The organism is Paenibacillus xylaniclasticus (genome assembly GCF_004001065.1).
Classification (GTDB): domain Bacteria; phylum Bacillota; class Bacilli; order Paenibacillales; family Paenibacillaceae; genus Paenibacillus_T; species Paenibacillus_T xylaniclasticus.
Genome location: NZ_BIML01000003.1, coordinates 99,783 through 124,767, shown reverse-complemented (window position 1 = coordinate 124,767; position 24,985 = coordinate 99,783). Strand labels below are relative to the sequence as shown.

The 24,985-nt window shown below is 54.4% G+C and carries 22 protein-coding genes; 21 read left to right on the top strand and 1 reads right to left on the bottom strand.

Annotated elements, in window-relative coordinates:
- The first annotated feature begins 51 nt into the window (after window positions 1-51).
- Genes PXY01_RS04140 through deoC form a run of 4 tightly spaced genes read left to right on the top strand, consistent with a single transcriptional unit; the run spans window position 52 to window position 3,405 of the window.
- Window positions 52-816, top strand: a complete 765-nt coding sequence (locus PXY01_RS04140) for an RsmE family RNA methyltransferase (RefSeq protein ID WP_127567601.1) — start codon at window positions 52-54, stop codon at window positions 814-816.
- Window positions 817-819: 3 nt separating this feature from the next.
- Window positions 820-2,202, top strand: a complete 1,383-nt coding sequence (gene mtaB, locus PXY01_RS04135) for a tRNA (N(6)-L-threonylcarbamoyladenosine(37)-C(2))-methylthiotransferase MtaB (RefSeq protein ID WP_127567599.1) — start codon at window positions 820-822, stop codon at window positions 2,200-2,202.
- A 35-nt stretch (window positions 2,203-2,237) separates the two neighbouring features.
- A complete protein-coding gene (locus PXY01_RS04130) occupies window positions 2,238-2,678 on the top strand; it encodes an NUDIX hydrolase (RefSeq protein WP_127567597.1) in 441 nt (146 codons plus the stop codon).
- On the top strand, window positions 2,671-3,405 hold the full coding sequence (gene deoC / locus PXY01_RS04125; protein ID WP_127567595.1) for a deoxyribose-phosphate aldolase: 735 nt from the start codon (window positions 2,671-2,673) through the stop codon (window positions 3,403-3,405). The genes PXY01_RS04130 and deoC overlap by 8 nt, the downstream gene beginning before the upstream one ends.
- On the opposite strand, the gene PXY01_RS04120 is transcribed toward deoC, so the two are convergent.
- Window positions 3,329-4,303, bottom strand: a complete 975-nt coding sequence (locus PXY01_RS04120; protein WP_127567593.1) for a Na/Pi cotransporter family protein — start codon at window positions 4,301-4,303, stop codon at window positions 3,329-3,331. The genes deoC and PXY01_RS04120 overlap by 77 nt on opposite strands.
- A gap of 264 nt (window positions 4,304-4,567) precedes the next feature.
- Between PXY01_RS04120 and PXY01_RS04115 the strand changes: the two genes are divergently transcribed.
- The 17 genes from PXY01_RS04115 to PXY01_RS04035 all read left to right on the top strand — a co-directional run bounded on the left by PXY01_RS04115 (window position 4,568) and on the right by PXY01_RS04035 (window position 24,935).
- Window positions 4,568-5,950, top strand: coding sequence for a class I SAM-dependent rRNA methyltransferase (locus tag PXY01_RS04115; protein WP_127567591.1), 1,383 nt, complete (start codon window positions 4,568-4,570; stop codon window positions 5,948-5,950).
- A 189-nt stretch (window positions 5,951-6,139) separates the two neighbouring features.
- On the top strand, window positions 6,140-9,754 hold the full coding sequence (gene addB / locus PXY01_RS04110; RefSeq protein ID WP_127567589.1) for a helicase-exonuclease AddAB subunit AddB: 3,615 nt from the start codon (window positions 6,140-6,142) through the stop codon (window positions 9,752-9,754).
- Window positions 9,735-13,667: a helicase-exonuclease AddAB subunit AddA gene (addA, locus tag PXY01_RS04105; protein ID WP_127567587.1), complete on the top strand. Its 3,933-nt coding sequence runs from the start codon at window positions 9,735-9,737 to the stop codon at window positions 13,665-13,667. The genes addB and addA overlap by 20 nt, the downstream gene beginning before the upstream one ends.
- Window positions 13,668-13,719: 52 nt before the next feature.
- Window positions 13,720-14,337, top strand: a complete 618-nt coding sequence (locus PXY01_RS04100) for a hypothetical protein (RefSeq protein ID WP_127567585.1) — start codon at window positions 13,720-13,722, stop codon at window positions 14,335-14,337.
- A gap of 92 nt (window positions 14,338-14,429) precedes the next feature.
- Window positions 14,430-14,927, top strand: a complete 498-nt coding sequence (locus PXY01_RS04095; RefSeq protein ID WP_127567583.1) for a hypothetical protein — start codon at window positions 14,430-14,432, stop codon at window positions 14,925-14,927.
- 157 nt (window positions 14,928-15,084) lie between these two features.
- Entirely contained in the window at window positions 15,085-15,441 is a 357-nt protein-coding gene (locus PXY01_RS04090) for a histidine triad nucleotide-binding protein (protein WP_127567581.1), read from the top strand.
- Window positions 15,442-15,524: 83 nt separating this feature from the next.
- A complete protein-coding gene (gene rpsU / locus PXY01_RS04085; RefSeq protein WP_005547957.1) occupies window positions 15,525-15,698 on the top strand; it encodes a 30S ribosomal protein S21 in 174 nt (57 codons plus the stop codon).
- Window positions 15,699-15,713: 15 nt separating this feature from the next.
- On the top strand, window positions 15,714-16,157 hold the full coding sequence (locus tag PXY01_RS04080) for a GatB/YqeY domain-containing protein (protein ID WP_127567579.1): 444 nt from the start codon (window positions 15,714-15,716) through the stop codon (window positions 16,155-16,157).
- Between the two features lie 149 nt (window positions 16,158-16,306).
- Window positions 16,307-17,686, top strand: a complete 1,380-nt coding sequence (locus PXY01_RS04075; RefSeq protein ID WP_246027789.1) for an NfeD family protein — start codon at window positions 16,307-16,309, stop codon at window positions 17,684-17,686.
- A 23-nt stretch (window positions 17,687-17,709) separates the two neighbouring features.
- Window positions 17,710-18,702 (top strand): flotillin-like protein FloA, encoded by a 993-nt coding sequence (floA, locus tag PXY01_RS04070; protein WP_127567577.1) that lies wholly within the window; start codon window positions 17,710-17,712, stop codon window positions 18,700-18,702.
- Window positions 18,703-18,710: 8 nt separating this feature from the next.
- Window positions 18,711-19,139: a YqfB family membrane protein gene (locus PXY01_RS04065; RefSeq protein ID WP_127567575.1), complete on the top strand. Its 429-nt coding sequence runs from the start codon at window positions 18,711-18,713 to the stop codon at window positions 19,137-19,139.
- A 169-nt stretch (window positions 19,140-19,308) separates the two neighbouring features.
- Window positions 19,309-19,590 carry a sporulation protein YqfC gene (gene yqfC / locus PXY01_RS04060; protein WP_127568063.1) on the top strand — a complete coding sequence of 94 codons (282 nt, stop codon included), beginning with the start codon at window positions 19,309-19,311 and terminating at the stop codon, window positions 19,588-19,590.
- Window positions 19,591-19,646: 56 nt separating this feature from the next.
- Window positions 19,647-20,840, top strand: a complete 1,194-nt coding sequence (yqfD, locus tag PXY01_RS04055; RefSeq protein WP_127567573.1) for a sporulation protein YqfD — start codon at window positions 19,647-19,649, stop codon at window positions 20,838-20,840.
- Window positions 20,841-20,846: 6 nt separating this feature from the next.
- Window positions 20,847-21,818, top strand: coding sequence for a PhoH family protein (locus PXY01_RS04050; RefSeq protein WP_127567571.1), 972 nt, complete (start codon window positions 20,847-20,849; stop codon window positions 21,816-21,818).
- A 17-nt stretch (window positions 21,819-21,835) separates the two neighbouring features.
- A complete protein-coding gene (locus PXY01_RS04045; protein WP_127567569.1) occupies window positions 21,836-24,079 on the top strand; it encodes an HD family phosphohydrolase in 2,244 nt (747 codons plus the stop codon).
- Entirely contained in the window at window positions 24,076-24,573 is a 498-nt protein-coding gene (ybeY, locus tag PXY01_RS04040) for an rRNA maturation RNase YbeY (RefSeq protein ID WP_127567567.1), read from the top strand. Before PXY01_RS04045 ends, ybeY begins: the two co-directional genes overlap by 4 nt.
- Complete coding sequence (locus PXY01_RS04035) at window positions 24,573-24,935, top strand: diacylglycerol kinase family protein (protein ID WP_127567564.1); 363 nt, start codon at window positions 24,573-24,575, stop codon at window positions 24,933-24,935. Before ybeY ends, PXY01_RS04035 begins: the two co-directional genes overlap by 1 nt.
- Window positions 24,936-24,985: the final 50 nt, after the last annotated feature.

The window sequence follows — 24,985 nt, the reverse complement described above, 5'->3', positions numbered from 1 at the left end:
TGAACGTGTTAAGATGAAGGTTGGAACTTTCGTAAAGTGTGGTTATGAGAGATGCAAAGATATTTCGTATCGGCTGAGCAGTATGGCGAAGCTTCGGTCGTGCTGCTCGGCGACGATGCGCACCATGCATGCCGAGTGATGCGTATGCGCGTCGGCGATTCATTCATAGCAAGTGACGGGAACGGACGGGAGGCGGTCGTGAAAGCGACCTCCGTCAATTCCGAACGGGTTGAAGGCACGATCGAGCAGCAGCTTACAGCAGATCGAGAGCCGGCCTGGAAAATTACAATTGCTCAAAGCTTGCCGAAGGGCGACAAGATGGAGCTAATCATTCAGAAAGGGACGGAGATCGGCGCCTATTCGTTTATCCCGTTCGAATCGGAGCGAGTGATTGTTCAATACGACGCCAAGAAGGAAGCGAAACGTCTCGAACGATGGGCGAAGATTGCGAAAGAGGCGGCAGAACAGGCGCATCGAAGTCGTGTTCCCGACATTGCCAAGCCGGTCAGCTGGAAGCAGCTGCTCGGGCAGATGGGGAGCTACGACTTGGTGCTGTTTTGCTATGAGGAAGAGGGAAGAGCCGGAACAGGCGGAGGCTTGCGCGGGGCGTTGGAGCCGTATAAGGAGCGTCGTGACATCCGCGCGTTGGTCGTCGTGGGGCCGGAAGGCGGCTTTACGGAGAAGGAAGCGGAGGAAGCCCGGGCGGCAGGCGCTGTCGTCGTTGGCTTGGGCAAACGCATACTGCGTACGGAAACAGCAGGCTTCGTCGCGCTGACGGCGCTGCTGTACGAATCCGGAGAAATGGGAGGATATTAAGGAATGCCATCAGTCGCATTTTACACCTTAGGCTGCAAAGTTAACTTTTATGATACGGAAGCGATGTGGCAGCTGTTCAAGAACGCCGGCTACGAGCAGGTTGATTTTGAAGAGCGTACAGCCGACGTATACGTCATTAATACATGTACCGTTACGAATACAGGCGACAAGAAAAGCCGTCAAATCATACGCCGCGCTGTGCGCCGCAATCCCGATGCTGTCATCGCAGTTACGGGCTGCTATGCGCAGACGTCGCCGGCTGAGATTTTGGAGATACCTGGCGTTGATCTTGTCATCGGTACGCAGGACCGCGATAAGCTGCTTGATTATGTAAGTCAAATTCAATCGGACCGTCAGCCGGTCAATGCTGTACGTAACATTATGAAGACACGGGAGTTCGAAGAGCTCGATGTGCCGGATTTCGCTGATCGTACACGCGCATTCCTGAAAATTCAAGAGGGCTGCAACAATTTCTGTACGTTCTGCATTATTCCATGGTCGCGCGGACTGTCACGCAGCCGCGATCCGAAGAGCGTCATCGAGCAGGCGCATCAGCTCGTTGCTGCTGGCTACAAAGAAATCGTTCTGACAGGTATTCATACCGGCGGCTATGGCGACGATCTGGACAATTACAAGCTAACGGATCTCTTATGGGATCTCGACAAAGTAGAAGGCTTGGAGCGTATTCGAATCAGCTCGATTGAGGCTAGTCAAATCGACGATCGAATGATTGATGTGCTGAACCGTTCGAGCAAAATGTGCCGCCATCTGCATATCCCGCTGCAAGCAGGCGAAAACTCCGTATTAAAGCGGATGCGCCGCAAATATACGACAGAGGAGTTCGCGGCCAAAATTAAACGTCTGAAGGAAGCAATGCCGGGCGTTGCGATTACAACGGACGTCATTGTCGGCTTCCCTGGCGAGACGGATGAGATGTTTGAGCAGGGCTACCGTTTCATGCAGGAAATCGGCTTCTCGGAGATGCATGTCTTCCCGTACTCGAAACGGACGGGAACGCCTGCTGCGCGTATGGAAGATCAAGTGGACGAGGAAGTGAAGAACGAGCGCGTTCACAAGCTGATCGACCTGTCGGAGCAAATGCAGCTGGCTTATGCCAAGCAATGGGTCGGCGAAGTGGTCGACGTCATACCGGAACGGGACTATAAGGGGGCACCGGGCACCGGCCTCGTTATGGGCTATTCGGATAACTATCTGCAGATCGTGTTCGATGGTTCCGAGGATTTGGTTGGGCAGCTATGTCGGGTCAAAATTACAGAAGCCGGCGTGAACGAATGCCGCGGACAGCTCGTTCGTGTACTCGATTCTACTGCTGCGTCCGTACGCCATGAAGCATTAAGCGATGTGCCGGAGGCGAAGGCGCTGTAGTTGATCATTCGATAACCTAGAGAGGAGTGCCGAGCATGAAAGAAATATCGGCCGGAGGCGTCGTATATCGCCGCACCGAGGATAATACGCTGCAAATTCAATTGATTCAGGACCGATACGGCAAAGTATCGCTTCCGAAAGGCAAGATGGAGCCGGGCGAGACCGTCGAGCAGACGGCGCTTCGAGAAATTGAAGAGGAAACCGGCATGGTCGGCACTATTATTAAGCCAATCGATCAAATTAAATATCAATATAAACATGAATCCAAAGGGCTTGTCGATAAAGAAGTACACTATTACCTCGTTGAAGCGATCGGCGGCTCGCTTCAACCGCAGGTGGAAGAAATTCGCGGCGTCGATTGGTTTACGCCTGAAGAAGCATGGCGCAAGCAGAAGGCGTCCGGCTATGACAACAACGACCGTATCCTTGCTGGCGCGCTGAAGCTGCTCGGCTTGGAGGTCCAAGGCCATGCCTGAGCAGTGGACACCGGATCAGAGTATTGCCCGGTTCATCGATCACACGCTGCTTAAACCTGGTGCAACGAGTGCGGACATCAGCAAGCTGTGCGAAGAGGCGATCAAGCACCAGTTCTACAGCGTATGTGTGAACGGCTCTTGGGTTTCGTATTGCAGAGATCAGCTTGCCGGCTCTAACGTTGCGGTCAGCGCAGTCGTTGGCTTTCCACTCGGCGCCATGTCGACGAAGGTTAAAGTGTTCGAGGCTTCGGAAGCTGTCGACGAAGGCGCGTCCGAGATCGACATGGTGCTGCCGATTGGCGCATTGCTCGACGGACGTTATGGCGTTGTCAATCATGACATTAGCGCAGTCGTTCGAGCAGTCGAAGGAAGCGCAATTGTGAAGGTCATTCTTGAGACCGGATTGCTTAGCGATGAACAGAAAGCAGAGGCGTGCCGCGTGGCGGAAGCTGCCGGCGCTCATTATGTGAAGACGTCGACCGGCTTCGGGGCCGGCGGTGCGACAGAAGCGGACATTCGGTTGATGCGGGCGTCCGTATCTTCCAGTATTGGCGTGAAGGCATCAGGTGGAATTCGCGACCGGGAGACGGCGATTATGATGCTGAATGCCGGAGCGAACCGGCTGGGCACAAGCGCCGGTATCGCGATCGTTAATGGAGCAGGCGCGGCGAGCGCAGCGCAGGCAAGTAGCACAGCGGGAGCGCCAGGAGCGAACACACAATATTAAATATCGTCTGCGCATGTGCAACTTGCGCAGCAGGAGATTCGCTGATCGCGGCGGACAAATGGGCCAGCATCGGGATTAACGGCAGAAAAAGCGCCGCGCCGGCTACGTTCAGCACCACATGTGATATAGCAACATAGCGTCCGGCTTTCGTCGAGCTTATGGCAGCTAATACAGCGGTGAAGCATGTACCGATGTTCGCTCCAAGCACGACGGCAACGCATACTTCAAGCGGCATTGCACCGATGGCTGACATGCCCATTACAATTCCGATCACGGCGGCGCTGCTATGAACGGCTGCTGTTAGCAGCGTACCCGCTGCGACTCCCCATAGAACGCTGTTCTTGGATTGCTCAATAAACCAGCTGAACATGCTGCTTGCTTGCACGGCTGGTCCAATTGATTGCATTGTCGTAATGCCGAGAAGGATAAGCGCGAAGCCTGCGGATGCGACGGCAAGCAGCCTAACCGGCAGAAGCACGGGCTCAGCACGGCTCCATGCGATAAGCCGCATTTCTCCTGCGGCGGCAGTCAGCAGCCAAGCGGCTGATGCGGTCAGCAGCAGCGGCACGGCCATACGGCCGATCTGAAGACCGATCAACTCGGTCGTCAGGCAGGTTCCGATGTTCGTGCCTAGTACGATGCCAAGCGTGCGCGGAAATGTCATAAGGCCTGCGTTCACGAGGCCGATCGAGAGGACGGTAACGGCGGTGCTGCTCTGCAGCACCGCCGTTGTTGCAGTGCCCGTCGCAAGTCCGTGCAGCGGCGTTGCAGTAAACCTACGAAGGATGCTGGACAAGTAAGGCCCGGCCCATCGGCTAAGCGCCATCTCCATCAGCTTCATACCGGTCATGAAGACAGCGAAGCCGAGGGTGAGAGGTAGGATGATCGTATGAAGCATCGCGGCTAGGCTCCTTTCAATACGCTCTGGAAGGAATAAGGCAAGCTATCTTTATCTCTATGCACGGGATTGGACAAGAATGACGAGCATGTCGGCTTCGGACCATATGTCTCAAGGTCAGATGTTATCGTTAGATGAACGATAAAGGTTGAAGCTAGAGCCTGTTCGGGTGGCACGACACCGATGAATTGGCGAAAGGAAGCACTTGCTGATGGCTGATGGTAAAGTCCATCGGAATACGTTAGTACAGAAAGGGACGGTAGGGTGAAACGGGCAACCATTATTTTGAGCAAGAACCGGAAGAAGAGACTGGAGGATGGCCATCCTTGGGTATACGCCAGCGAGATCGACCGGATGGACGGCGAGGCCAAGCCGGGAGACGTCGTTGATATTGCGAACCATCAAGGTAAATATTTGGCGAGCGGTTATTGGAATCCGGCTTCGCAAATTACGGTGAGAGTCATTAGCTATTCACCTGATGTTGAGATGGATGAGACGTTCTTCCGTGAGCGGTTTGAACGGTGTGCAGAGCATCGGAGCCGGTTTGTTGAGGATCAGGATTGCCGCCTAGTGTACGGAGAGGCTGATTTTCTTCCAGGTCTTGTCGTCGACCGGTTCGGTGGCGTTCTGGTCGTACAAATTTTAACGCTCGGCATGGATGTACGACGCGATGCTATTGTGCGCGCGCTGGCGAATGTATTCGCACCGCAAGGCATTTACGAGCGCAGCGACGTCGGCGTTCGTTCGCTCGAAGGCTTAGAGCAGCGTACAGGCGTTCTGTACGGCGATTGCCCGCGAATCGTCGAGATTAGCGAGAACGGCTTGAGGCTGGAGGTCGACATCGTCGAAGGACAGAAGACGGGTTACTTCTTCGACCAGCGCGAGAACCGCGCTTCGATCGCTCCACTCATGAAGGGCTGGGGCAGCCGCAGCGGCATTAAGCTGCAGGATGTAACGGACGAATCGGGGACAAGGCGCGTGCCGATTAATGCGAACGGCAAAGAAGTGACATTCCCTTATTGGGACGGTGCAACTGTGCTGGAATGCTTTGCACATACGGGAAGCTTCACGCTGCATGCGTGCAAATATGGCGCGAAGAAAGTGACCTGTCTCGATATATCGGAGCATGCGATTGAGACGGCGCGCCGCAATGTTGCCCGGAATGGCTTTGAGGATCGCGTCGAATTCGTCGTAGCCGATGCGTTCGACTATTTGCGCCAACAGGCCAAGGGCGTTGATGATCGGGCGGCTCGCGCGGCTGTAAATCGCGAGGATGGCGGTAAGGTCGACACGTCGAAGAAGCTTGCAGCAGGCGGCGGCCGCACGTGGGACGTCGTGGTGCTTGACCCGCCGGCGTTCACGAAGACTCGCGGCGCAGTCAGCGGCGCGGTGCGCGGCTACAAGGACATTAATCTGCATGGCCTGAAGCTGGTGAACGAGGGCGGCTATCTCGTTACAGCCAGCTGCTCGTATCATATGAAGCCAGAGCAGTTTCTTGCGACGATCCAGGAAGCGGCGCGCGATGCGGGCAAGCTGCTTCGCCTCGTGGAATGGCGCGCAGCGGGCAAAGACCACCCGCAGCTGCTCGGCGTAAGCGAGGGACACTATTTGAAATTTGCGATTTTTGAGGTGCGGAGCAAGCGATAACGTCCTCTCTGTAATCCTGCCCTAGCTGGGACGATGTGATCGTCTGGCTAGGGCTTTTTTATAACGAAAACTCCCAGAATGTATGTTCGATCTATCAATGAAAAAAACGTCGGATTGTGCTAGAATAGAGGCACCTTGTCATCCGGCTAAGAGGATGGCGAAATTGATCGGAAAAGGGAGGTGTCGCTTGTGGCACTGCGATTTGTACTAGGTCGCTCCGGGGCGGGGAAAACCCGATATTGCCTGGATGAAATACGAGTTAAGCTGCAGGCGGAGCCGGATGGCCCGCCGCTTATTATGCTTGTGCCGGAGCAGGCGACGTTCCAGACCGAGTATGAGCTGCTGCGCGGCGGCCGCTCGGGGACGATTCGCGCACAAGCGCTCAGCTTTCGGCGCCTGGCGTTCCGCGTTATGCAGGAGACAGGCGGTACTGCTCTTGTTCCCATCGACGAGAACGGCAAAAACATGCTGCTTTATAAGCTGATGCACAGGCATGGATCGGAGCTGCAGCTGTTCCAAGGCGCAGGCGGGCAGCCTGGATTTATCGAACGGCTCGGCGAGCTGCTGACGGAATGGAAGCGTTACGGCGTGGACAGCTCGCGACTGTCCGAATCGATGGCGCATCAGCCGTCCGGCGCAGCCGCTTCGCCGCTGCTGCAGCGAAAGCTGCATGACCTTCAGCTGCTGTACCGTCATCTAGAGCTGGAGACGGCGCATTTGTACGCAGATGCAGAAGATTATTTGACGTTTCTTGCGCGCGGTTACGCGCTCAGCCCATCGCTGAAAGGGGCCGAGATTTATATCGACGGCTTCCACGGCTTTACCCCCAAGGAGTACGAAGCGCTGGAAGCGATAATTGGCTCGGCAGCTAACGTAACGGTTGCGCTCACGCTGGACCGTCCGTATGACGAAGGGGAACGCCCGCATGAGCTGGAGCTGTTTCATCCGACGGCGGAGACATATATTCGGCTTTACGAGCTTGCGCAGCACAATGGCATTGCCATTAAAGAAACGCTTATGTTGAACGAAGGTACACCTCCGCGTTTTATGAATCGAACGGTGCTTGCTCATATTGAACAAAACTATGCTTCGCGTCGCCCAATGGCAGCCGACGCAATGAAGGCTTCACTGTTTGATTCGCATCAGCAAGCGGGAGAGCTGTCTGTACATGCCGCACCTAACCGCCGGGCGGAAGCGGAGGCGGCTGTACGCGATATGGTGCGCCGTGCACGTGAAGAAGGGATGCGCTGGCGTGAAATGGCGATCATGGTGCGTAACGCGACGGACTATACGGATTATTTGACCGAGCTGATGCAGGATAATGGTATTCCATACTTTCTAGACCAGAAGCGCACCGCATCCTATCATCCGCTCGTTGAGTTTATCCGCTCAGCGCTTGAAACGGTATTGCACGGATGGAAGTATGATGCTGTATTCCGCTGCATGAAGACGGAGCTGCTGTTTCCTGATGAGGAAGACAGCGGCTCAAGATTAACGAGGGAATCATTCGATTTGCTCGAGAATTATGCACTGGCTGCCGGCATCGACGGCTGGCGCTGGCTCGATAAGCGAAGCTGGAAGCCGCTTGTTCGCGAGTCGCTTGACAATCCGGAGGCGGCGGAAGCAAGCAGTTCGGAGCTTGAACGCTTTGAGGTTGTCCTTGAAGCGCGCCAAGCGATCGTGTTGCCGCTTCAGCGGTTCAGTAAAGCGCTGGAAAGCGCGAAGGACGTTCGCTCGATGTGCGAAGCGCTGTATCAGCTGTTAGAGCATTGTGGTGCGGCTGATCGGCTGGAGCGCTGGAGCCGTGCTGATGCGGAAGCCGGCCGCGTCCGGCAATCGCGCTCGCATCGGCAGCTGTGGGACAGCGTTCTGTCGCTGCTTGACCAAATGGTCGAGATGACGGGCGAAGAGCCGCTTACGCCGGAGTTGTTCGCTGGGATGCTAGAGACGGGGCTGGACAGCTTGAAGCTGGCGTCCGTGCCGCCATCGCTCGATCAAGTGTTGATCGGCAGCGTCGACCGGACGAGATCAGGCGATGTGAAGGTTTGTTATATTTTAGGAGCGAATGACGGTGTACTTCCAGCTCGAATGACGGAAGATGGCATTCTAACCGAGCAGGAGCGGGACATGCTGTCCGACGCTGGGCTGCCGCTGGCGCCGAGTGTACGACGCAGGCTGCTCGATGAGCGATTCATGATTTACAATGCGATAGCAGCGCCGAGCAGACATTTATGGATTAGCTATGCGATGGCAGATGAGGAAGGCAAAAGCTTGCACCCATCCGAGCTGATTCGTCATTTAAGGACAATGTTTCCGCTGCTGCCGGTGCGCATGATTAGTACGGAGCCTTCGGAAGATATGACGAGAGAAGAACAATTAGCGTTCGCTGTCCGTCCAGTGTCTGCTTTGCCGCATCTGATTGCCCGGCTGCGGGCGTGGCGGCAGGGGGCAGAAATCGATGACGCATGGTGGGATGTGTTCAGCTGGTTCGCTGTCCGTCCTATGTGGCAGGAGCCGCTGCGCCGCCGCGTTGCATCGCTCGATTATCGGAACGTGGAGCCGCCGCTTGATGCCGACACGGCGCGTAAGCTGTACGGCGAGCGGCTGCGGGCGAGCGTATCGCGGATGGAACGGTTCGTTTCGTGTCCGTTTCAGCATTTTGCCGTTTATGGCTTGAGACTGCAGGAGCGTCAAATCTACCGTCTGGAAGCGCCGGACGTCGGTCAGCTGTTCCATGCTGCACTCAGCAAGGTTGCGGACAAGTTCGGCCGTCGATGGGGCGCCGTTACCGATCAGCAAGCGGCTGATGCTGTCGCTGAGGCAGTAAGCGAGCTTGCGCCGCGCCTGCAATCGGAAATATTGCTCAGCAGCGGGCGCCATCGCTATATGCTGACCAAGCTGAAGGCGATTATTGCCCAGGCGGCTATTATGCTCGGCGATCATGCCCGGCGTGCTTCGTTCCATCCGGTCGGCTTGGAGGTGGACTTCGGTCCTGACGGCACGCTGCCGTCGCTCGTGGTAAAGACGCCGGAAGGCGATGACATCGAGCTCGTTGGCCGAATTGACCGCGTCGATGCAGCCGAGACGGACGAAGGGCTTCTCCTTCGCGTTATGGACTATAAGTCGAGCTCTACCAATCTTCGGATGGAGGAGGTGGCGTTCGGGCTGTCGCTCCAAATGCTGGCTTACTTAGACGTGCTGCTGACGCACGGTGCTTCTTGGCTAGGACGGGAAGTGAAGCCGGCCGGCGTGCTTTATTTTCACGTGCATAATCCGCTCTTGAACACTGCAGGCGGGCTGGATCGTCATGAGGCACGCAGGCAGCGGTTGAAGAAGTTCAAAACGAAAGGCTTGCTCGTCGCAGATGAAAAGGTTATTCGGCTTATGGACAGCGAGCTGGAATCCGGCTACTCCGAGGTGCTGCCGGTTGCAGTGAAGAAAGACGGCTCCTTTTACTCGAACTCATCGGTGCTGCCGGAGGATAGGTGGGAGCATCTGCGCAGCGCCGTTCGCCGAACGATTGGTGCAATTGGCGGGGCGATCGGCTGCGGGGCGGTGTCCATCTCTCCGTATAGGCTAGGCGGCAAATCGCCTTGTACGTTCTGTTCGTATAAAGCGGTATGTCAATTTGATCCGTTGTTCGAAGGCAACGAATACGTCAAGCTACCGAAGCTCGGGAAGGACGACGTATGGCAAATGCTTGCTCCAGCTGCAGCGGAAGTTGACAGCTACGTGCGGGAAGCGGCAGCATCGGCAGAAGCATTCATGACGAGGGGGAACAGCAATGACGGGCTTAACGTTTAGTCCGAAGCCGGAAGGCTCAACCTGGACGGACGATCAATGGCGTGCTGTATCGGCGGAAGGAAGCAATATTCTAGTCGCTGCAGCGGCAGGCTCAGGCAAGACGGCTGTGCTCGTCGAGCGGATCATTCGTAAAATATCGACCGACGTCGACGTTGATCGGCTTCTAGTCGCGACATTTACGAAAGCGGCGGCTTCCGAGATGAAGGAACGGGTTCGTATCGCGCTCGAAGGCGCGCTGGAACGAAATCCTGATTCGGAGCATCTGCGCCGTCAGCTTGTACTAATTAACCGTTCGTCCATTACGACGCTCCACTCGTTCTGTCTGGATGTCATTCGCAGCTATTATCCGCTCATCGGCCTCGATCCGGGGTTTCGGATGGCAGGCGAGACGGAAAGCGAGCTGCTGCGAATCGATGCGCTGGACGAGCTGTTCGAGCGCAAGTATGCTGGGGAGGACGAGGACAGCGGCAGCTTCCTGATGCTGGCTGACCGTTACGGCGGTGAGCGGGGAGACGAGCCGCTGTATCAGCTCGTCCAGAAGCTGTACGACTTTTCCCGGAGCCACCCGTGGCCAGATCATTGGCTGCGTCAGATGGCGGCGGCGTTTCGTCTTCCGTCCGAAGCGACGCTGAGCGGCACGGAGTGGGTGGCGGCGGCGAAGGCCGACGTTCGGCTGTCGCTGCTTGGAGCAGCCGGCCTGCTGGAGCAGGCGCTCGATTTGACAAGACGACCTGCCGGTCCGGCGCCGTACGCCGACACGTTCGTGGACGACCTGTCAGTTGTAACCAGCCTGCTTGGCTTTACGGCTTCGGAGCCGTGGGAGGCGTGGTCGGACAAGTTCGCTGCCGTATCGTTCGGCAGATTGAAGGCAATGAAGGGCGACGAATACGATCCGCAGCTGAAGGATCGGGCAAAGGCGCTGCGGGACAAAGCGAAAGGAATCGTAACGGGACTTGCAGACAAGTGGTTCCGCCGTACGCCGGAGCAGTACCGCGCGGAGCTCGAAGAGCTTGCGCCGCTTATGGAGTCGCTGTCGGAGCTTGTCATTTCTTTCGGTGCTCGGTACGAGCAGCTGAAACGAGGGAAGGGGCTGCTTGATTTCAGCGATCTAGAGCACGGCTGCCTGCGCATTCTTCGGGATGCCGCATCGACGCCAGAGCAAGAAATTCCTTCGCCGGCGGCGCTGGAGTATCGGGAACGGTTCGTTGAAATTCTGCTGGATGAGTATCAGGATACGAATACGGTGCAGGAAGCGATCGTTACGCTTATCGCTCGTTCTAACAACCGATTTATGGTCGGCGACGTTAAACAGAGCATCTACCGGTTCCGTCTCGCGGAGCCGAATTTGTTCCTACACAAATATAAAACGTACGTCCCTGCATATTCCGCAGCTTCACCCGCACAATCTGCACAAGCTTCACAAGCTGAACTAGCCGCCGAGCCGCACAATGGTGAAACGGGCGTCCGCATTGACTTAGCGCGCAATTTTCGCAGCCGCAGCGAGGTCGTCGATGGCGTGAACGGTATTTTCCGCGCCGTCATGCGCGAGAGCGTAGGCGAGCTTGAGTACGACGAGCGGGCCGAGCTTGTGTGCGGTGCAGATTATCCGGAGCCTGATGTACTGGGGCGGTGCGCAGCTGAACTAATACTGATCGATAAGAAAGGAATACCGAGTCCAGCGGATGAAGTGCCTCTTGAAGATGAATCGGATTCCGATTCAGAGGAAGGTGCGCGCCCGCTGGATGCTTCCGATCTACAGACGGCTCAGCTGGAGGCTCGATCGATTGCCCGCCGGATCTTGGAGCTCCGCGAAGCGGGCCATCCTGTATGGGACGGCCGCCGTAAGACGTATCGGCCGCTCCAAATGCGAGATATCGTCATCCTGCTGCGCGCTACCCAGCAGTGGGCGCCGATCATGATTGAAGAGCTGCAGTCCAGCGGCATTCCCGCGTATGCGGAGCTCGGCACGGGCTATTTTGACGCGACCGAAGTGGAAGTGATGATGTCGCTGCTTCGTGTCATCGATAACCCGTACCAGGATATCCCGCTGGCGGGAGCGCTTCGTTCGCCGATTTTCGGGCTGTCAGCTCAGGAACTGGCACATATTCGCATCGCGGCAGGCAAAGGCAGCTTCTATGATGCCGTCCGCAAAGCCGCTGACTTGGAACAGACTGTGGGGACGATTCGTTTAAAGCTGGAGCGTTTTCTAACCCAGCTGGAGAGCTGGCGGCAGGCGGCGCGCCAAGGCTCGCTCACGGAGCTGCTCACATCGTTGTATCGGGAAACAGGCTATTACGATTTTGTCGGCGGTTTGCCGGGCGGCGCGCAGCGTCAAGCGAATTTACGTGCGCTGCTGGACCGGGCTAGACAGTATGAAGCGACAACGTTCCGCGGGCTGTTCCGGTTTCTGCGCTTCATCGAACGAATGCGCGAGACGGGCGGCGATCTCGGTACAGCGCGTGCGCTCGGCGAGCAAGAGGATGTCGTGCGGATCATGTCCATTCACAAGAGCAAAGGACTGGAGTTCCCGGTCGTATTCATTGCAGGTCTGGGCAAAATGTTCAACATGCAGGATTTGAACGCGCCGTTTCTGCTGCACAAGGAACTGGGCTACGGTCCGAAGTTTGTAGATGCCGAGCTTCGCCTCAGTTATCCGACGCTGCCGTATTTAGCCATTAGCAATCGGCTGCGGATGGAGATGCTGGCGGAGGAGATGCGCATTCTATACGTTGCCGTTACCCGGCCGAAAGAAAAAATGATTCTGGTCGGTACGGTCGCTGACGCCGTATCGAAGCTTGAGGAATGGTCAGGTGCAGTCGATGAGGAAGGCCGGCTTCCAGACGACCGGCTTGCCTCCGCACGCGCCTACTTAGATTGGATCGGACCGCTGGCAGCCGGAAGCGGCATGCTTACGACGATAACGCAGCCGCTGGCATCCGAGCAGAACGATGTCCTCAGCGAACATGAGCGTTCCAGCTTCCCGACAGTTGTTCCGCTCGATGGCTGGCGCTTCGGCGTAATGCCTGCTGTCATTTTCGCTGAAGAGGCGGCTCCGGCGGTCGAGGTCGATGAGGAGAAGGATCAGGAGCTTCTGCACAAGCTTGCAGCTGTCCAGGAGTTAGCTGTCATGGAGCCTACGGAAGCATCAGAGGAGGTCGATCGGCTGCTCTCTTGGGATTACAGCTATCCATCCGCATCGCTTATACCAGCGAAGACGTCGGTTACAGAGATGAAACGCCTGCATGCGGAAGCGGCCGAGGTGGAAGAGAGCGTCCAGCTATCAGAGCTGGCAGCATTGAGCCCAGGACAAGGACAAGGAGAAGAAAAGCAGCGTTCTTCCTTTACGTTCCGGCTGCGCAGGCCGCGTTTTATGGAAGAGAACAAGCTGACGCCGGCAGAACGCGGTACGGTGAGCCACCTGCTCATGCAGCATATTCCGCTCGACAGACCTGTTACTTTAGCCGTCGTGCAGGAGACGATTGATGCGTTGATTGAGCGACGTATTATGACTCCTAAGCAGGCGGAGGCGATATCTGCTACAACGGTGCACCAATTCTTCGATAGTCCTATTGGCCGCCGTCTGCTCGCAGCGGACTGGGTTCGCCGGGAGCTGCCGTTCAGCTGTGCTTTCCCGGCTTCCCGAATTTATGGCGCGCAGGTGGCAGAAGCAATTGTGGATGAACCGATATTGATTCAAGGCGTAGTCGATTGCTTGTTTCGGGATGAGGCCGGGATCGTGCTGCTTGATTATAAGACCGATCAGGTTTATTCGGGGCAGTATGAGCAGGCCGCCGAGCGGCACCGATTCCAATTGGACGTATATGCCGAGGCACTGGAGCTGTCGCTCGGTGAACCTGTCCGGGAATGCTTCGTCCATTTCTTGAACGGCGGTGTAACCGTACAGCTTCGATGATCAGTCATGAAGCAGGCTTCAAGTAAGTAAGATTCGAACGGAGGCGTAGAGGTTGAGTACAGATACCCAAGCGAAGAGAACGTATACCGTGCCGGTGCTGCTCGTTCTCCTTACTCTCAGCTTGATCGGCATCGTGTTTTTAATTTCGCTTAATTTGCAGCACTCTCAAGATACGAAACGACAGGAAGGAATAGCGATCATTGAAGCTGGGCAAGGCGCAAAGACGCATGTGTCGGAGACAGCCGCGTCGCTTAAGCAGCTGGCTGCATCGTCTGATACGGAGGATCGCCTTAGCAGCTTGTACAAGCTGGGTGCGTCGTTCCGCAGTAAGGAAGAGCTGCTGACTTTCATTGAGTCGTCGGAGGAGCGTTCAGGAGCTAGCGGCGCTGAGCAGCCGCGCGAATTGCTTAACGCCGTAAGCGATACGATCGCTGAAATCGGCGCACATCCTGGTCCGCTGAATGAGGCCGAGAAGCAATACGTTCAGCGGGTAATCGATCTGTATGAGCAATTCGAACAAATTTTGTCCGGCTTTACCCTCGAAACGGGTGACAAAACGGTGGAGATTACGGCACAAGCAGGCGGCTTGTGGGTTCAGCTTGGACAGCAGCTTAAGCAGGCACTGGAGCAAGCCGAGGTTGGCACAAGCGGTATTGTTTCGGTTGAGTAGTTCACACGGGGCAAAGGATATAACTGAACAAGCGGTACAGTAGCCAAATGCCTATTGCTGCATACATTGTAGCAACAGGAGGGTGAACTGATATGGAGCTTGGTAAAATGTTTCCGAAGCCGTCTGCGAAATCAGAATCGGCAGTGAAACCGTCGGCAGCGGCGAAGCAGCCGACAAGTTTTAAGCTTTCGTTACCAACGGCGAAGCCGGCGCCGACTCCGGCTGCTAAGGCAGAAACGGCGGTCAAGCCGCAAATTACGCTGCCTGCTGCAGGTGAAAAGACAGAAATGAAGCATTGGTGCAAGCATCATATGCACCGATACGTGTTGGCGCGGACCTATAATGGCTGGTGTATCGACGGTATCGTCGAGAGCATTGATGATCACTTCCTATGCTTAGCTGTCCCATGCGGCGTCGTTATGGTCGATCCGCGCGGCTTCGTTCCGTTCGGCGGACCTTTCGGCGGGCCATTTGGCGGTCCGATCGGAGCGCCGTTCTATCCGTATCCGTACTATCCGCGCCGCCGCTTTATCCGTCAGACGCTGCCGCTTGCCGCTTTGGTCGGCCTGTCTTTACTACCGTACTTCTGAATCTTGTGAGAGGCCGATTTGCCGGGGCGTGTCCGCCTAAGCCCGGGCGGCTATGCACCGGCACCTGCTTGCCGTCTGATTGGACGAGCGTCCGTGTTTTCGCTATCATAATAGTGAGTACATAATATTGGCCGTTAGGCAGGAGAGGGTGTCCATAATGAGCTGTATTTTTTGCAAAATCGTAAACGGTGAACTGCCATCCCGCAAAGCATATGAGAGCGATGCGGTACTGGCATTCCACGATATTTCGCCTCAGGCGCCGGTGCACGTCGTTATTATACCGAAGAAGCATATCGATACGATGAATGAAGTCGAAAGCGGCACAGACGATGCAGTTATGGCGGAGCTGCTCCATGCAGCGCGCCAAGTTGCGAGAGAGCTAGGCATTGCCGAGTCGGGTTACCGACTGGTTAACAACTGTAATGATGACAGCGGTATGGAGGTTCATCACCTACATTTCCACTTACTGGGCGGCCGAAAATTGGGAGCTCTAGTTTCGCGCGTTGAAAGTTGACACTGCCTTTCCTTTTCATCTATAATGAAGTTTGATTACGGTGAAATGCTCTGGACGGTCTGTTTCGGAGGGAGGGAAAACTGGTGTCTGAAACGAAAGTTCGCAAAAACGAGACTATCGATGCTGCACTCCGCCGCTTCAAGCGCTCCATCGCAAAGGACGGCGTTCTTGCTGAGGTTAAGAAGCGCAAGCATTACGAGAAGCCAAGCGTGAAACGCAAGAAGAAGTCCGAGGCTGCGCGTAAAAGAAAGTTTTAGGAGGATCACGTCCCAATGAACCTTAGCGATCGATTGAACGACGATATGAAGCAAGCGATGAAAAATCAGGACAAGTTCAAACTTACAACGATTCGCATGATTCGTTCGTCCATCAAGAACGCGGAGATTGATTTGAAGCGTTCCTTGGAAGACAGCGAAGTGCTTGATATACTAAGTCGTGAAATCAAACAACGTAAAGATTCCCTCCAAGAATTTAAGAAAGCGGGCCGAGATGATCTTGCCAAAGATGTTGCCGCAGAGATCGAAATTATTGGTGTATACCTTCCCGAGCAGCTGACAGAAGAAGAGATCAAGTCAATTGTACTGCAGACCATCCAGGAAACCGGTGCTTCTTCGAAAGCCGAGATGGGAAAAGTGATGAGCGCTCTTATGCCGAAGGTGAAAGGGCGAGCTGACGGTAAACTGGTAAATACGATTGTGCAACAATCCTTGCAATAAATTCATACGGACAGGCGAACACTCCCTTGTACAAGGGAGTGTTTTTTCTATATATTTTAATAAGTGTTATACATAAAGTGGGAAATGTGCGACGTTTATGCTAATTCTTGCGTATAATGAGTAACGAACATGAAGGGGGGGCGAAAAGCTTGGATTTCCGTCGCATTATGCAATGGAGAGCATTATTGTTAAGAATGTCCGCGCTTAGCATCATGATCGGTTGTCTGCTGTCATGGGCATCGGGTGCAGCGCTAGCTGAACAATCAGGTTCAGTCGGAGGAGCTGTATATGTGGTTCATGCGGAGCAGACGGTGAAATCGGGATTGCAATCGTTTCTGGAACGAGCGTATAGAGAAGCAGAGGAAGCCCGAGCAGAGCGGATTGTGCTTCGGCTTAATACGTATGGAGGGCTAGTCGATCATGCAGTTGAGATCGGTCATTTGATCCGCGAAAGTAAAGTGCCTACAACGGTTTTCGTGGAAGGGAAGGCGGTATCGGCAGGCACTTATATTGCGCTCAATGCGCAAAACATCATCATGCAGCCTGGTAGTACGATTGGAGCCGCTGCTGTCGTTGACGAATCGGGTGAGCTGATCGACAATCCTAAAGTGGTCTCATTCTGGACGAGCGAGATGATGGAGGCGGCACGGCTCCATGACCGGAACCCGGATTATGCTGCAGCTATGACCGATCTCAATGCCGTTGTCGAGGTGAAAGAAATCGGTCGCACGAAAGCGCGGGGAGATATTTTAACGCTAACGGCGACAGAGGCCGTTAAGGCCGGTTATGCGGAGCATATTGCTGCTTCAGTTGATGAAGCAATTCAATGGTTGGGGCTTGATGAGCGTACACGGATTGAGCTCGAGCCAACATGGTCGGAGCGTCTGGCAGAATGGCTGACGTCACCGGTCATGATGACGATCCTGTTAATCCTAGGCATAGCGGGTATTGCGATCGAGATGCTGCTGCCAGGGTTCGGTGTTCCTGGTCTCGTAGGCACAGCATCATTTATCCTATTTTTCTTCGGTCATTATGCTGCGGGGTTTGCTGGACAAGAGTCAATCGTTCTATTTATTGCAGGGGTCGTACTGCTGGTGGCAGAGCTGTTCATTCCTAGCTTCGGCATTCTAGGTGTTCTGGGCTCTATCGCAATCGTTGCAGGCGTCGTGACAGCTGCGCAGGATGCGGTAACCGCACTGTATGCACTTGCTATCGCTTTATTTGTCTCTGTAATCATTGTCTATGTGCTGGCGAGAAAATATAGTCATCGGGGCATATGGAATAAGTTCATCTTACGCGACAAGTTAACGACGGAACAGGGATATGTATCGAATTCGTTACGAGAATCGCTTATCGGCCGCACAGGTACTACGTTGACACCTCTACGTCCGGCAGGAGCGGTTGACATCGACGGGGAAAGAATCGACGTCGTCACAGACGGCCAATATATCGGCTCCGGCGTAACCGTTACCGTCGTTGCAGTGGACGGGACACGCGTCGTTGTAAAAGCAGCAGATTCATTGAATTGAACTGAACTGGAGGGGTTAAATCAATGGAAACGGAAGCTATAACATTTCTTATTATTGCAGCTGTTGTAATCGTTGCTTTATTCGTATTCTTAAGCTTCTTCCCGATTATGCTCTGGATTTCGGCGCTTGCATCAGGCGTACGGATCAGCATTATTACGCTCGTCGCGATGCGTTTGCGCCGCGTTGTGCCGAGCCGGATCGTTAATCCGCTTATTAAAGCGACGAAAGCGGGCTTAGGACTTTCGATTAATCAGCTGGAAAGTCACTTTCTCGCAGGCGGTAATGTCGACCGTGTCGTCAATGCGCTAATCGCAGCGCAGCGCGCTAATATTCCGCTCGTATTCGAGCGGGCGGCAGCGATTGACCTTGCGGGCCGCGATGTTCTGCAAGCGGTTCAAATGAGTGTTAATCCGCGTGTTATCGAGACGCCGGTTGTTGCAGCTGTTGCGAAAGATGGCATTGAAGTGAAGGTAAAAGCTCGCGTCACGGTGCGGGCGAATATCGAGCGGCTCGTCGGCGGCGCCGGCGAAGAAACGATTATTGCGCGTGTCGGCGAAGGCATCGTCACGACGGTCGGCTCTTCTACCACGCATAAGGACGTACTGGAGAATCCGGACCTGATCTCACGGACTGTACTAGACAAAGGGCTTGATGCGGGGACGGCATTTGAAATTTTATCGATCGATATCGCGGACGTCGATGTAGGCAAGAACATCGGTGCTTACTTGCAGACCGAGCAGGCTGAAGCGGACAAACGGATCGCGCAGGCGAAGGCGGAGGAGCGCCGTGCAATGGCTGTCGCACAGGAGCAGGAAATGAAAGCGAGAGTCGTTGAGATGCGCGCCCGCGTTGTTGAGTCGGAATCGCAGGTTCCACTTGCAATGGCGGAAGCATTGAAGAGCGGTAAATTAGGCGTTATGGACTATATGAACATGAAGAATATCGAAGCTGATACGCAAATGCGCAGCTCGATCGGCAAGCCGGATGCTGCATCGCAAGACGATTCTAAGGCATAGGTGCCGTTATGGAGAAGCTGATTGAGCTACTGTTTGACAATATTTACTTTGTTATCGTGATTGTAGGCTTTGTGTTGTCGGCTCTGGGGAAGACGAAAGGCTCAGGCAGAGGCGCAGCGAGGCGGATGCCGGACTTCGGCGGCAATGACTCATCTAGCGAGGAATGGGAGATGCCGCAGCAGCGCGATCCGCAAAGCGCGGAGTATCCGTTCCCGGGCCACCAGCCTTCAACCGAACGAGCGCATCCGGTACTTACAGAGCTAGGCTCGAACGAAGCGCCAGTTAAGCGGCAGACGCCGCGTGCTGCTGCAGCGCCAGCATCGGTTAAGCAGTCGACGCCGGCATCTGAGCTTGATAGTGCAGCGATGCGAAAGGCGGTCGTGTGGGCCGAGATATTAGGTCCGCCGCGTGCTAAGCGGCCGTGGAACAAATCTTGACTTAGCATACTCTTTAATGAGAGGTCCGTATGGAGCTCGGCTGCAGATGCCGAGCTTCGTACGGATTTTTTTATGAATTAAACGGCACTTCTGTCGTCGGCTTCATATTTCAACGCCATGACGCATAGTTTGGTAAAGTACGGGAGGAGGAGCGGATTACGCTATGGCTATACGTCGTATGAACCGCAAGCTGCAAAAATTGACGGCACAGCTGCTGGAGCTTCCTCAGGACGTCGTATACGATCTTCCCCGCCTGACGATGATTGGCGATCGGCAGCTATATATCGAGAACCATCGAGGCGTCCTTCATTTCTCAAGCGACCGTCTTCGTCTTGCGCTTAGCAAAGGGGAGCTGGAGGTTACGGGGACTGATCTCGTTATTCGGACAATTTGGACAGAAGAAGTGTTCGTAGAGGGCGTTATTAAAAATATTGAAGTGCACGGCATGTAAGGCGGGCGGTGCAATTGCGCCGCGGGCGGACAGGCCATGAAAGGAGCGGATCGATCGTGAAAGGGACCTGGATGCAGTGGATGAGAGGGATCGTAACGGTAAGGGCGCGCGGCGGCGATCCTGAGGCGTTCGTGAATCGGGCGCTGCATGGCGGCGTTGAGCTATGGTCGATTCGCCGGGGAAGCGGGGGCGAGCTTGAGTTCGATACGACAGTACGTCATTTCTTTCGTCTGCGTCCTTATCTGAAGCGGACAAGCTGCCGCATCCATGTGACTGGAAGGGAAGGGCTGCCGTTCTGGATCGTTAAGTTCCGCCGCCGTGTCTTCTTCGGTGTAGGCATGATCATTTTCTTTGTCGGATTGTATCTGCTGTCATCGCTGGTCTGGTCGGTGCAAGTAACGGGTAATATTCGGTTGTCGGATGAGCAAATACTGCAGGCAGCGAAGGCGGAAGGCATTCATCATCTGCAGTGGTCGTTCAAGCTAGAGGACCCGGCTGTGCTTGCCAAGCGAATAGCTGCACGGCTGCCGGATGCGGCATGGGTCGGCGTAAAAAAGAAAGGCACGTCTATCATCATTAACGTTGTCGAGTCTACGAAGCCGGACCGGGGGCCTGCCCTGAGCCCACGTCATTTGATTGCTTCAGCCGATGCGGTCATCACAGAAATTCAAGCAGAAGCAGGGCGTCCGGTCGTGAAACGGAATATGCGCGTTCAGAAGGGTGACATTTTAATATCGGGCACGCTGGGTAATGAGACGAATATGCAGACGATTGCTGCCAAGGGAGAAGTGCGCGGCATCGTCTGGCATGAGTATCAAGTCGTTTCTCCTTTGTCGGAAAAGGTTAAAGTATATACAGGAGAGTCAAAAATTAAATGGAATATTGTTATTGGCGGCAGAGCGCTGCAGGTCAGCGGCTTCGGAGGCAGCCGTTATGCATCGTTCGAGGTCGTCCAGCGGGAAGAGAGGGCGTCATGGCGCGGTCTGCGCCTGCCGATTGGCCGATTGAAAGAAACGGTGCTGGAGGTTAGGCAGGACGAACGAACGCTGACTAAAGAGGAAGCGATAATTAAAGGAATCCAGCAGGCTAAAGCGGATTTAATGACCAAAGCGGGCGCGGATGCGGTCGTGCTAGCGGAAAAACTTTTGCATGAAAAGACGGACAATGGTAAAGTTTATTTGAAAGTACTTTTAGAAGTAGAGCAATCGATCGTAACCGAAATGCCATTAGTTAGTACGCAAGGAGAATGAGTCTATTTGCACAATGAGACGAAGACGTTGAAGTTGACGCTGCGTAACGCAGCGGAAGGGCTTGCGGTATTCGGTCCACAGGACCGGTATTTGCGGCTGATCGAAGGTCAAATGAGCGCATCGATTCAATCCCGCGATGCGGAGATCGTGATTACGGGCGATCCCGGTGAGGTGGAGTCGCTGGAGCAGCTGTTCAGCGTGCTTTTGCAGCTTATTCGCGGCGGATTTACGCCGACGGAGCGGGATGTAACGTATGCTCTAGAGCTTGCGCGGCAGCTGCAGGCAGATCAGCTGCTTGATTTGCTGACGTACACGATTACAACGACGTATAAAGGCAAACCGATTCGCGTCAAGACGATTGGACAACGGCATTATATTCAGACCATTAAGAAGAAGGACATCGTATTCGGTGTCGGTCCGGCGGGCACAGGCAAGACGTATCTGGCCGTCGTGCTGGCCGTCGCAGCGCTTAAGGAAGGCGCTGTCAAGCGGATTATGCTGACGCGTCCGGCCGTAGAAGCGGGTGAAAATCTTGGCTTTCTGCCTGGCGATTTGCAGGAGAAGGTCGATCCGTATTTGCGTCCTTTGTACGATGCGCTGCATGACGTGCTGGGGCTGGAGCAGACGACGAAGCTGTTCGAGCGCGGTATGATTGAAGTCGCTCCGCTTGCTTATATGCGCGGACGTACGCTCGATGATTCGTTTATTATTTTGGACGAGGCTCAGAATACGACGCCGGAGCAGATGAAGATGTTTTTAACCCGTCTTGGTTTCGGCTCGAAGATGGTTGTGACGGGTGACGTTACGCAGATCGACCTGCCGCGGGGCAAGAAGAGTGGATTAATTGAAGCCACACGTATATTGCAAGGCATCGAAGAAATTGGGTTCATTTCCTTCTCGGAGCAGGATGTCGTACGTCATACCTTGGTACAGAAGATTATTACGGCTTACAACCAAGACGCGGAAAACCAAGCATAGAGAGGATTGTACGCTGCATGAACCGGACTAAGAATAACCGACAAGGCCAAGAGGCGATTGTGACAAAGGGCTGGAAGCAAAGCGCGGGCGTACGCTACGCGCTGCTTCTTCTGTTCATGCTGCTGTTTTATTTGAACCTGTCTCCTTATCTCGTTCCGCAAACCTATGACGTGAAGAAGGGTGCGGTAAGTGAGAAGACGATCGAAGCGCCCAAGCAAATATTCGACGATAAAGCTACGTTACAGGCTCAGGAGAAGGCAGCCGAAGCCGTGGAGGACATCTATACCTATGTTCCGCTGCGCGGCGATCAGCTGGTCGACCAGATCTTTACGCGGATGGATCAGCTGAATCAAGATAACGATGTCACGATGGAAGAGAAGATTCAAATCTACCGCACTGAAATTCCGCGCAAATATGATGCTTATTTGGAGCAGTTCGCGAAATCGAACCGGGGCGGCGGTACATATAACGATACTTTACTGGACGAGATGTTAAGCTCTGCGAAGGGACAGAATTATTCGATACCCGAAGAGACATTCTATAAAATTCCGAAGCTGTCGCAGGAACAGCTGTCCGAGATGCGCACGGTCGCAAAGGAATCGGTGCGAAAGCTGATGAGTGAGCAGCTGCGCGATGCGGAGACTGCGCGTACTCGTGTGGCCGAGCTTGTCAATGCAAGCACGCTGACGAACCGAACGGCGCGTGAAATTGTGCAGGAGCTGGCTCGTTTTGCGATCATGCCGAACAAGTTCTATGATAAGGAAGCGACGAACGATGCAAGGGCGTTAGCACGAGAGAATACTGCACGCGTCGTAATTTCTGAAGGCGACGTCATCGTTGCCAAAGGAGAGTTGATTACACAGGAAAAGTATGAGCTGCTCGAGAATGCCGGCTTGCTGCAGGATAGAAGGACGTATTGGCCGCAGCTTGGAACGCTGCTGCTGTCCGTATTGTTCGTCGTCGTGTTGTTTAGCTACTTGGCGCAGTCAGGCGGAATTAGCGGTGCGAAGGCGAAGTACGGCAATCCTCAGCTGCTCATGCTGCTCCTTATTTTCTTCATAAATATGATTATGATGCAGATCGTCAACTTGCCGCAGTCAGCGGCTACGGCATACGTCGGTTACTTGACGCCAGTGGCAACAGGAACGATGCTAATCGCGCTGCTGCTGGACATGCAAGTGGCGATCGTCAGCTCATTCTTGTTCGCGATCTCGGGCAGTATTATTTTCAATACGGGACGAGACAGCTTGTTCGACTTCAGCTACGGATTTGTGTTCGCTGTCGTTTCGTTCTCCGCGATCTTCGCGGTTCACCGTGCGAGCCAGCGCTCAACCATATTGAAAGCTGGCATCATGGCAAGCCTGTTTGGCTCGCTATCGGTGCTCGCGCTGCAATTACTGGACGAGAAAATCGACCAGACGCAGCTCATTTATTCGACTGGCGCTGCATTCGCCAGCGGCTTGATTACAGCAGTGCTCGTCATCGGTATAATGCCGTTCTTTGAAATTACGTTCGGTATCTTATCGACGCTCAAGCTAGTAGAGCTGTCCAGCCCGAATCATCCGCTGCTGCGTAAGCTGCTGACGGAGACGCCGGGGACGTACCATCATAGCGTGATGGTCGGTAATTTGTCGGAGGCAGCCGCGGAAGCGATCGGGGCAGATGGTCTACTCTGCCGGGTCGGTTCGTTCTATCACGATATTGGGAAGACGAAGCGGCCGGACTATTTCATCGAGAATCAGACGAATATTGAGAATCCGCACGATTTTATTGAGCCGAAGCTGAGCAAATCGATCATCGTTGCACATGCCCGGGATGGGGTCGAGATGCTTCGTGGATATAATATTCCACGTCCGATTCGAGACATTGCCGAGCAGCATCACGGAACGACTTTTTTGAAGTTTTTCTATCATAAGGCGCTGAAGCAGGCGGAAGAGCAGGGGATTGAGCCGGACTTTACAGCGGACGATTTCCGATACCCAGGGCCGAAGGCGCAGTCGAAGGAAGCGGCAATTGTCGGCATTGCCGATTGTGTGGAAGCAGCTGTTCGAAGCTTACGGAAGCCGACAGTAGAGCAAATAGAGACGATGATTCACAAGATAATTAAAGACCGTCTGGACGATAATCAATTCAATGAATGCGATCTGACGATGAAGGAATTAGATAAAATCGCGCAGACGTTGAAGGAAGCCGTTATCGGTATTTTCCATTCGCGCATTGAGTACCCAGACGATGTCAAACCGAAGGAGCGGCTTGCATGAGCTTAGTGTTAGATTGGAGCAATGAGCAATCGAAGATAGAAATTCCAGATGCATGGATTTCACGCCTTGAGCAATTGCTGCGTATTGCAGGCGAGCAGGAAGGCTTGACGGAGGGTGAGGTATCGCTGACGTTCGTCGACGATGAGGAGATTCATCGGCTGAACCGTGAATTCCGCAATATAGATCGGCCAACGGACGTCTTGTCTTTCGCTATGCAGGAAGACGGTGAAGAAGAGCCGGAGATCGTATTTGAGGTTGAATCGGAGGAAGAGCCTGATCCGTTCTCAGGCATGCTTGGCGATATTATCATTTCAACCGAACGCGCCAAGCAGCAGAGCGAGGAGTATGGACATTCGCTGGAGCGTGAAATCGGATTTCTGTTCGTCCATGGCTTCCTTCATCTGATCGGGTACGATCATCAGGATGCCGAGAGCGAAGCAGTCATGACGGCAAAGCAAGAGGCTGTCCTGCAGAAGGCGGGCTTGCCTCGCTAATGCGGGAGGAATTCAAAAGCTTTCAATATGCAGTAGAAGGTTTTCGATACGCATTTCGGACGCAAAGGCATATGAAGGTCCATCTTATCGCGGCTATACTTGTTGCTGTGGCTGCGGCGTGGCTAGAAATAAAGCCGGTCGAGTGGGCGTTGCTTCTATTGGCAATGGCGCTTGTTATATCGCTCGAAATGGTTAACACGGCCATCGAGCTTACAATCGATCGGATCGGACCGGAGCGGCATCCGCTTGCCAAGGCGGCTAAGGATACAGCGGCCGGCGCTGTTCTTATTGCGGCAGTGTTTGCTGCAGCGATCGGCTTGCTATTGCTTGGCCCTCCCTTATGGGATAAATTGTTCGGTTAGTTATAAAGCGTGCTGCTCTAATGGGATCATGTAGTCTAGTCAAGGGAGCG

What these genes read in the sequence shown, in the direction of transcription:
- PXY01_RS04045 (WP_127567569.1), top strand. Translation starts at nt 21,836, where the DNA reads ATGAACCGGACTAAGAATAACCGACAAGGCCAAGAGGCGATTGTGACA.
- PXY01_RS04090 (WP_127567581.1), top strand. Translation starts at nt 15,085, where the DNA reads ATGAGCTGTATTTTTTGCAAAATCGTAAACGGTGAACTGCCATCCCGC.
- deoC (WP_127567595.1), top strand. Translation starts at nt 2,671, where the DNA reads ATGCCTGAGCAGTGGACACCGGATCAGAGTATTGCCCGGTTCATCGAT.
- PXY01_RS04140 (WP_127567601.1), top strand. Translation starts at nt 52, where the DNA reads ATGCAAAGATATTTCGTATCGGCTGAGCAGTATGGCGAAGCTTCGGTC.
- PXY01_RS04130 (WP_127567597.1), top strand. Translation starts at nt 2,238, where the DNA reads ATGAAAGAAATATCGGCCGGAGGCGTCGTATATCGCCGCACCGAGGAT.
- mtaB (WP_127567599.1), top strand. Translation starts at nt 820, where the DNA reads ATGCCATCAGTCGCATTTTACACCTTAGGCTGCAAAGTTAACTTTTAT.
- addA (WP_127567587.1), top strand. Translation starts at nt 9,735, where the DNA reads ATGACGGGCTTAACGTTTAGTCCGAAGCCGGAAGGCTCAACCTGGACG.
- PXY01_RS04120 (WP_127567593.1), bottom strand. Translation starts at nt 4,303, where the DNA reads ATGCTTCATACGATCATCCTACCTCTCACCCTCGGCTTCGCTGTCTTC.
- PXY01_RS04035 (WP_127567564.1), top strand. Translation starts at nt 24,573, where the DNA reads ATGCGGGAGGAATTCAAAAGCTTTCAATATGCAGTAGAAGGTTTTCGA.
- floA (WP_127567577.1), top strand. Translation starts at nt 17,710, where the DNA reads ATGGAAACGGAAGCTATAACATTTCTTATTATTGCAGCTGTTGTAATC.
- PXY01_RS04080 (WP_127567579.1), top strand. Translation starts at nt 15,714, where the DNA reads ATGAACCTTAGCGATCGATTGAACGACGATATGAAGCAAGCGATGAAA.
- PXY01_RS04095 (WP_127567583.1), top strand. Translation starts at nt 14,430, where the DNA reads ATGGAGCTTGGTAAAATGTTTCCGAAGCCGTCTGCGAAATCAGAATCG.
- PXY01_RS04065 (WP_127567575.1), top strand. Translation starts at nt 18,711, where the DNA reads ATGGAGAAGCTGATTGAGCTACTGTTTGACAATATTTACTTTGTTATC.
- ybeY (WP_127567567.1), top strand. Translation starts at nt 24,076, where the DNA reads ATGAGCTTAGTGTTAGATTGGAGCAATGAGCAATCGAAGATAGAAATT.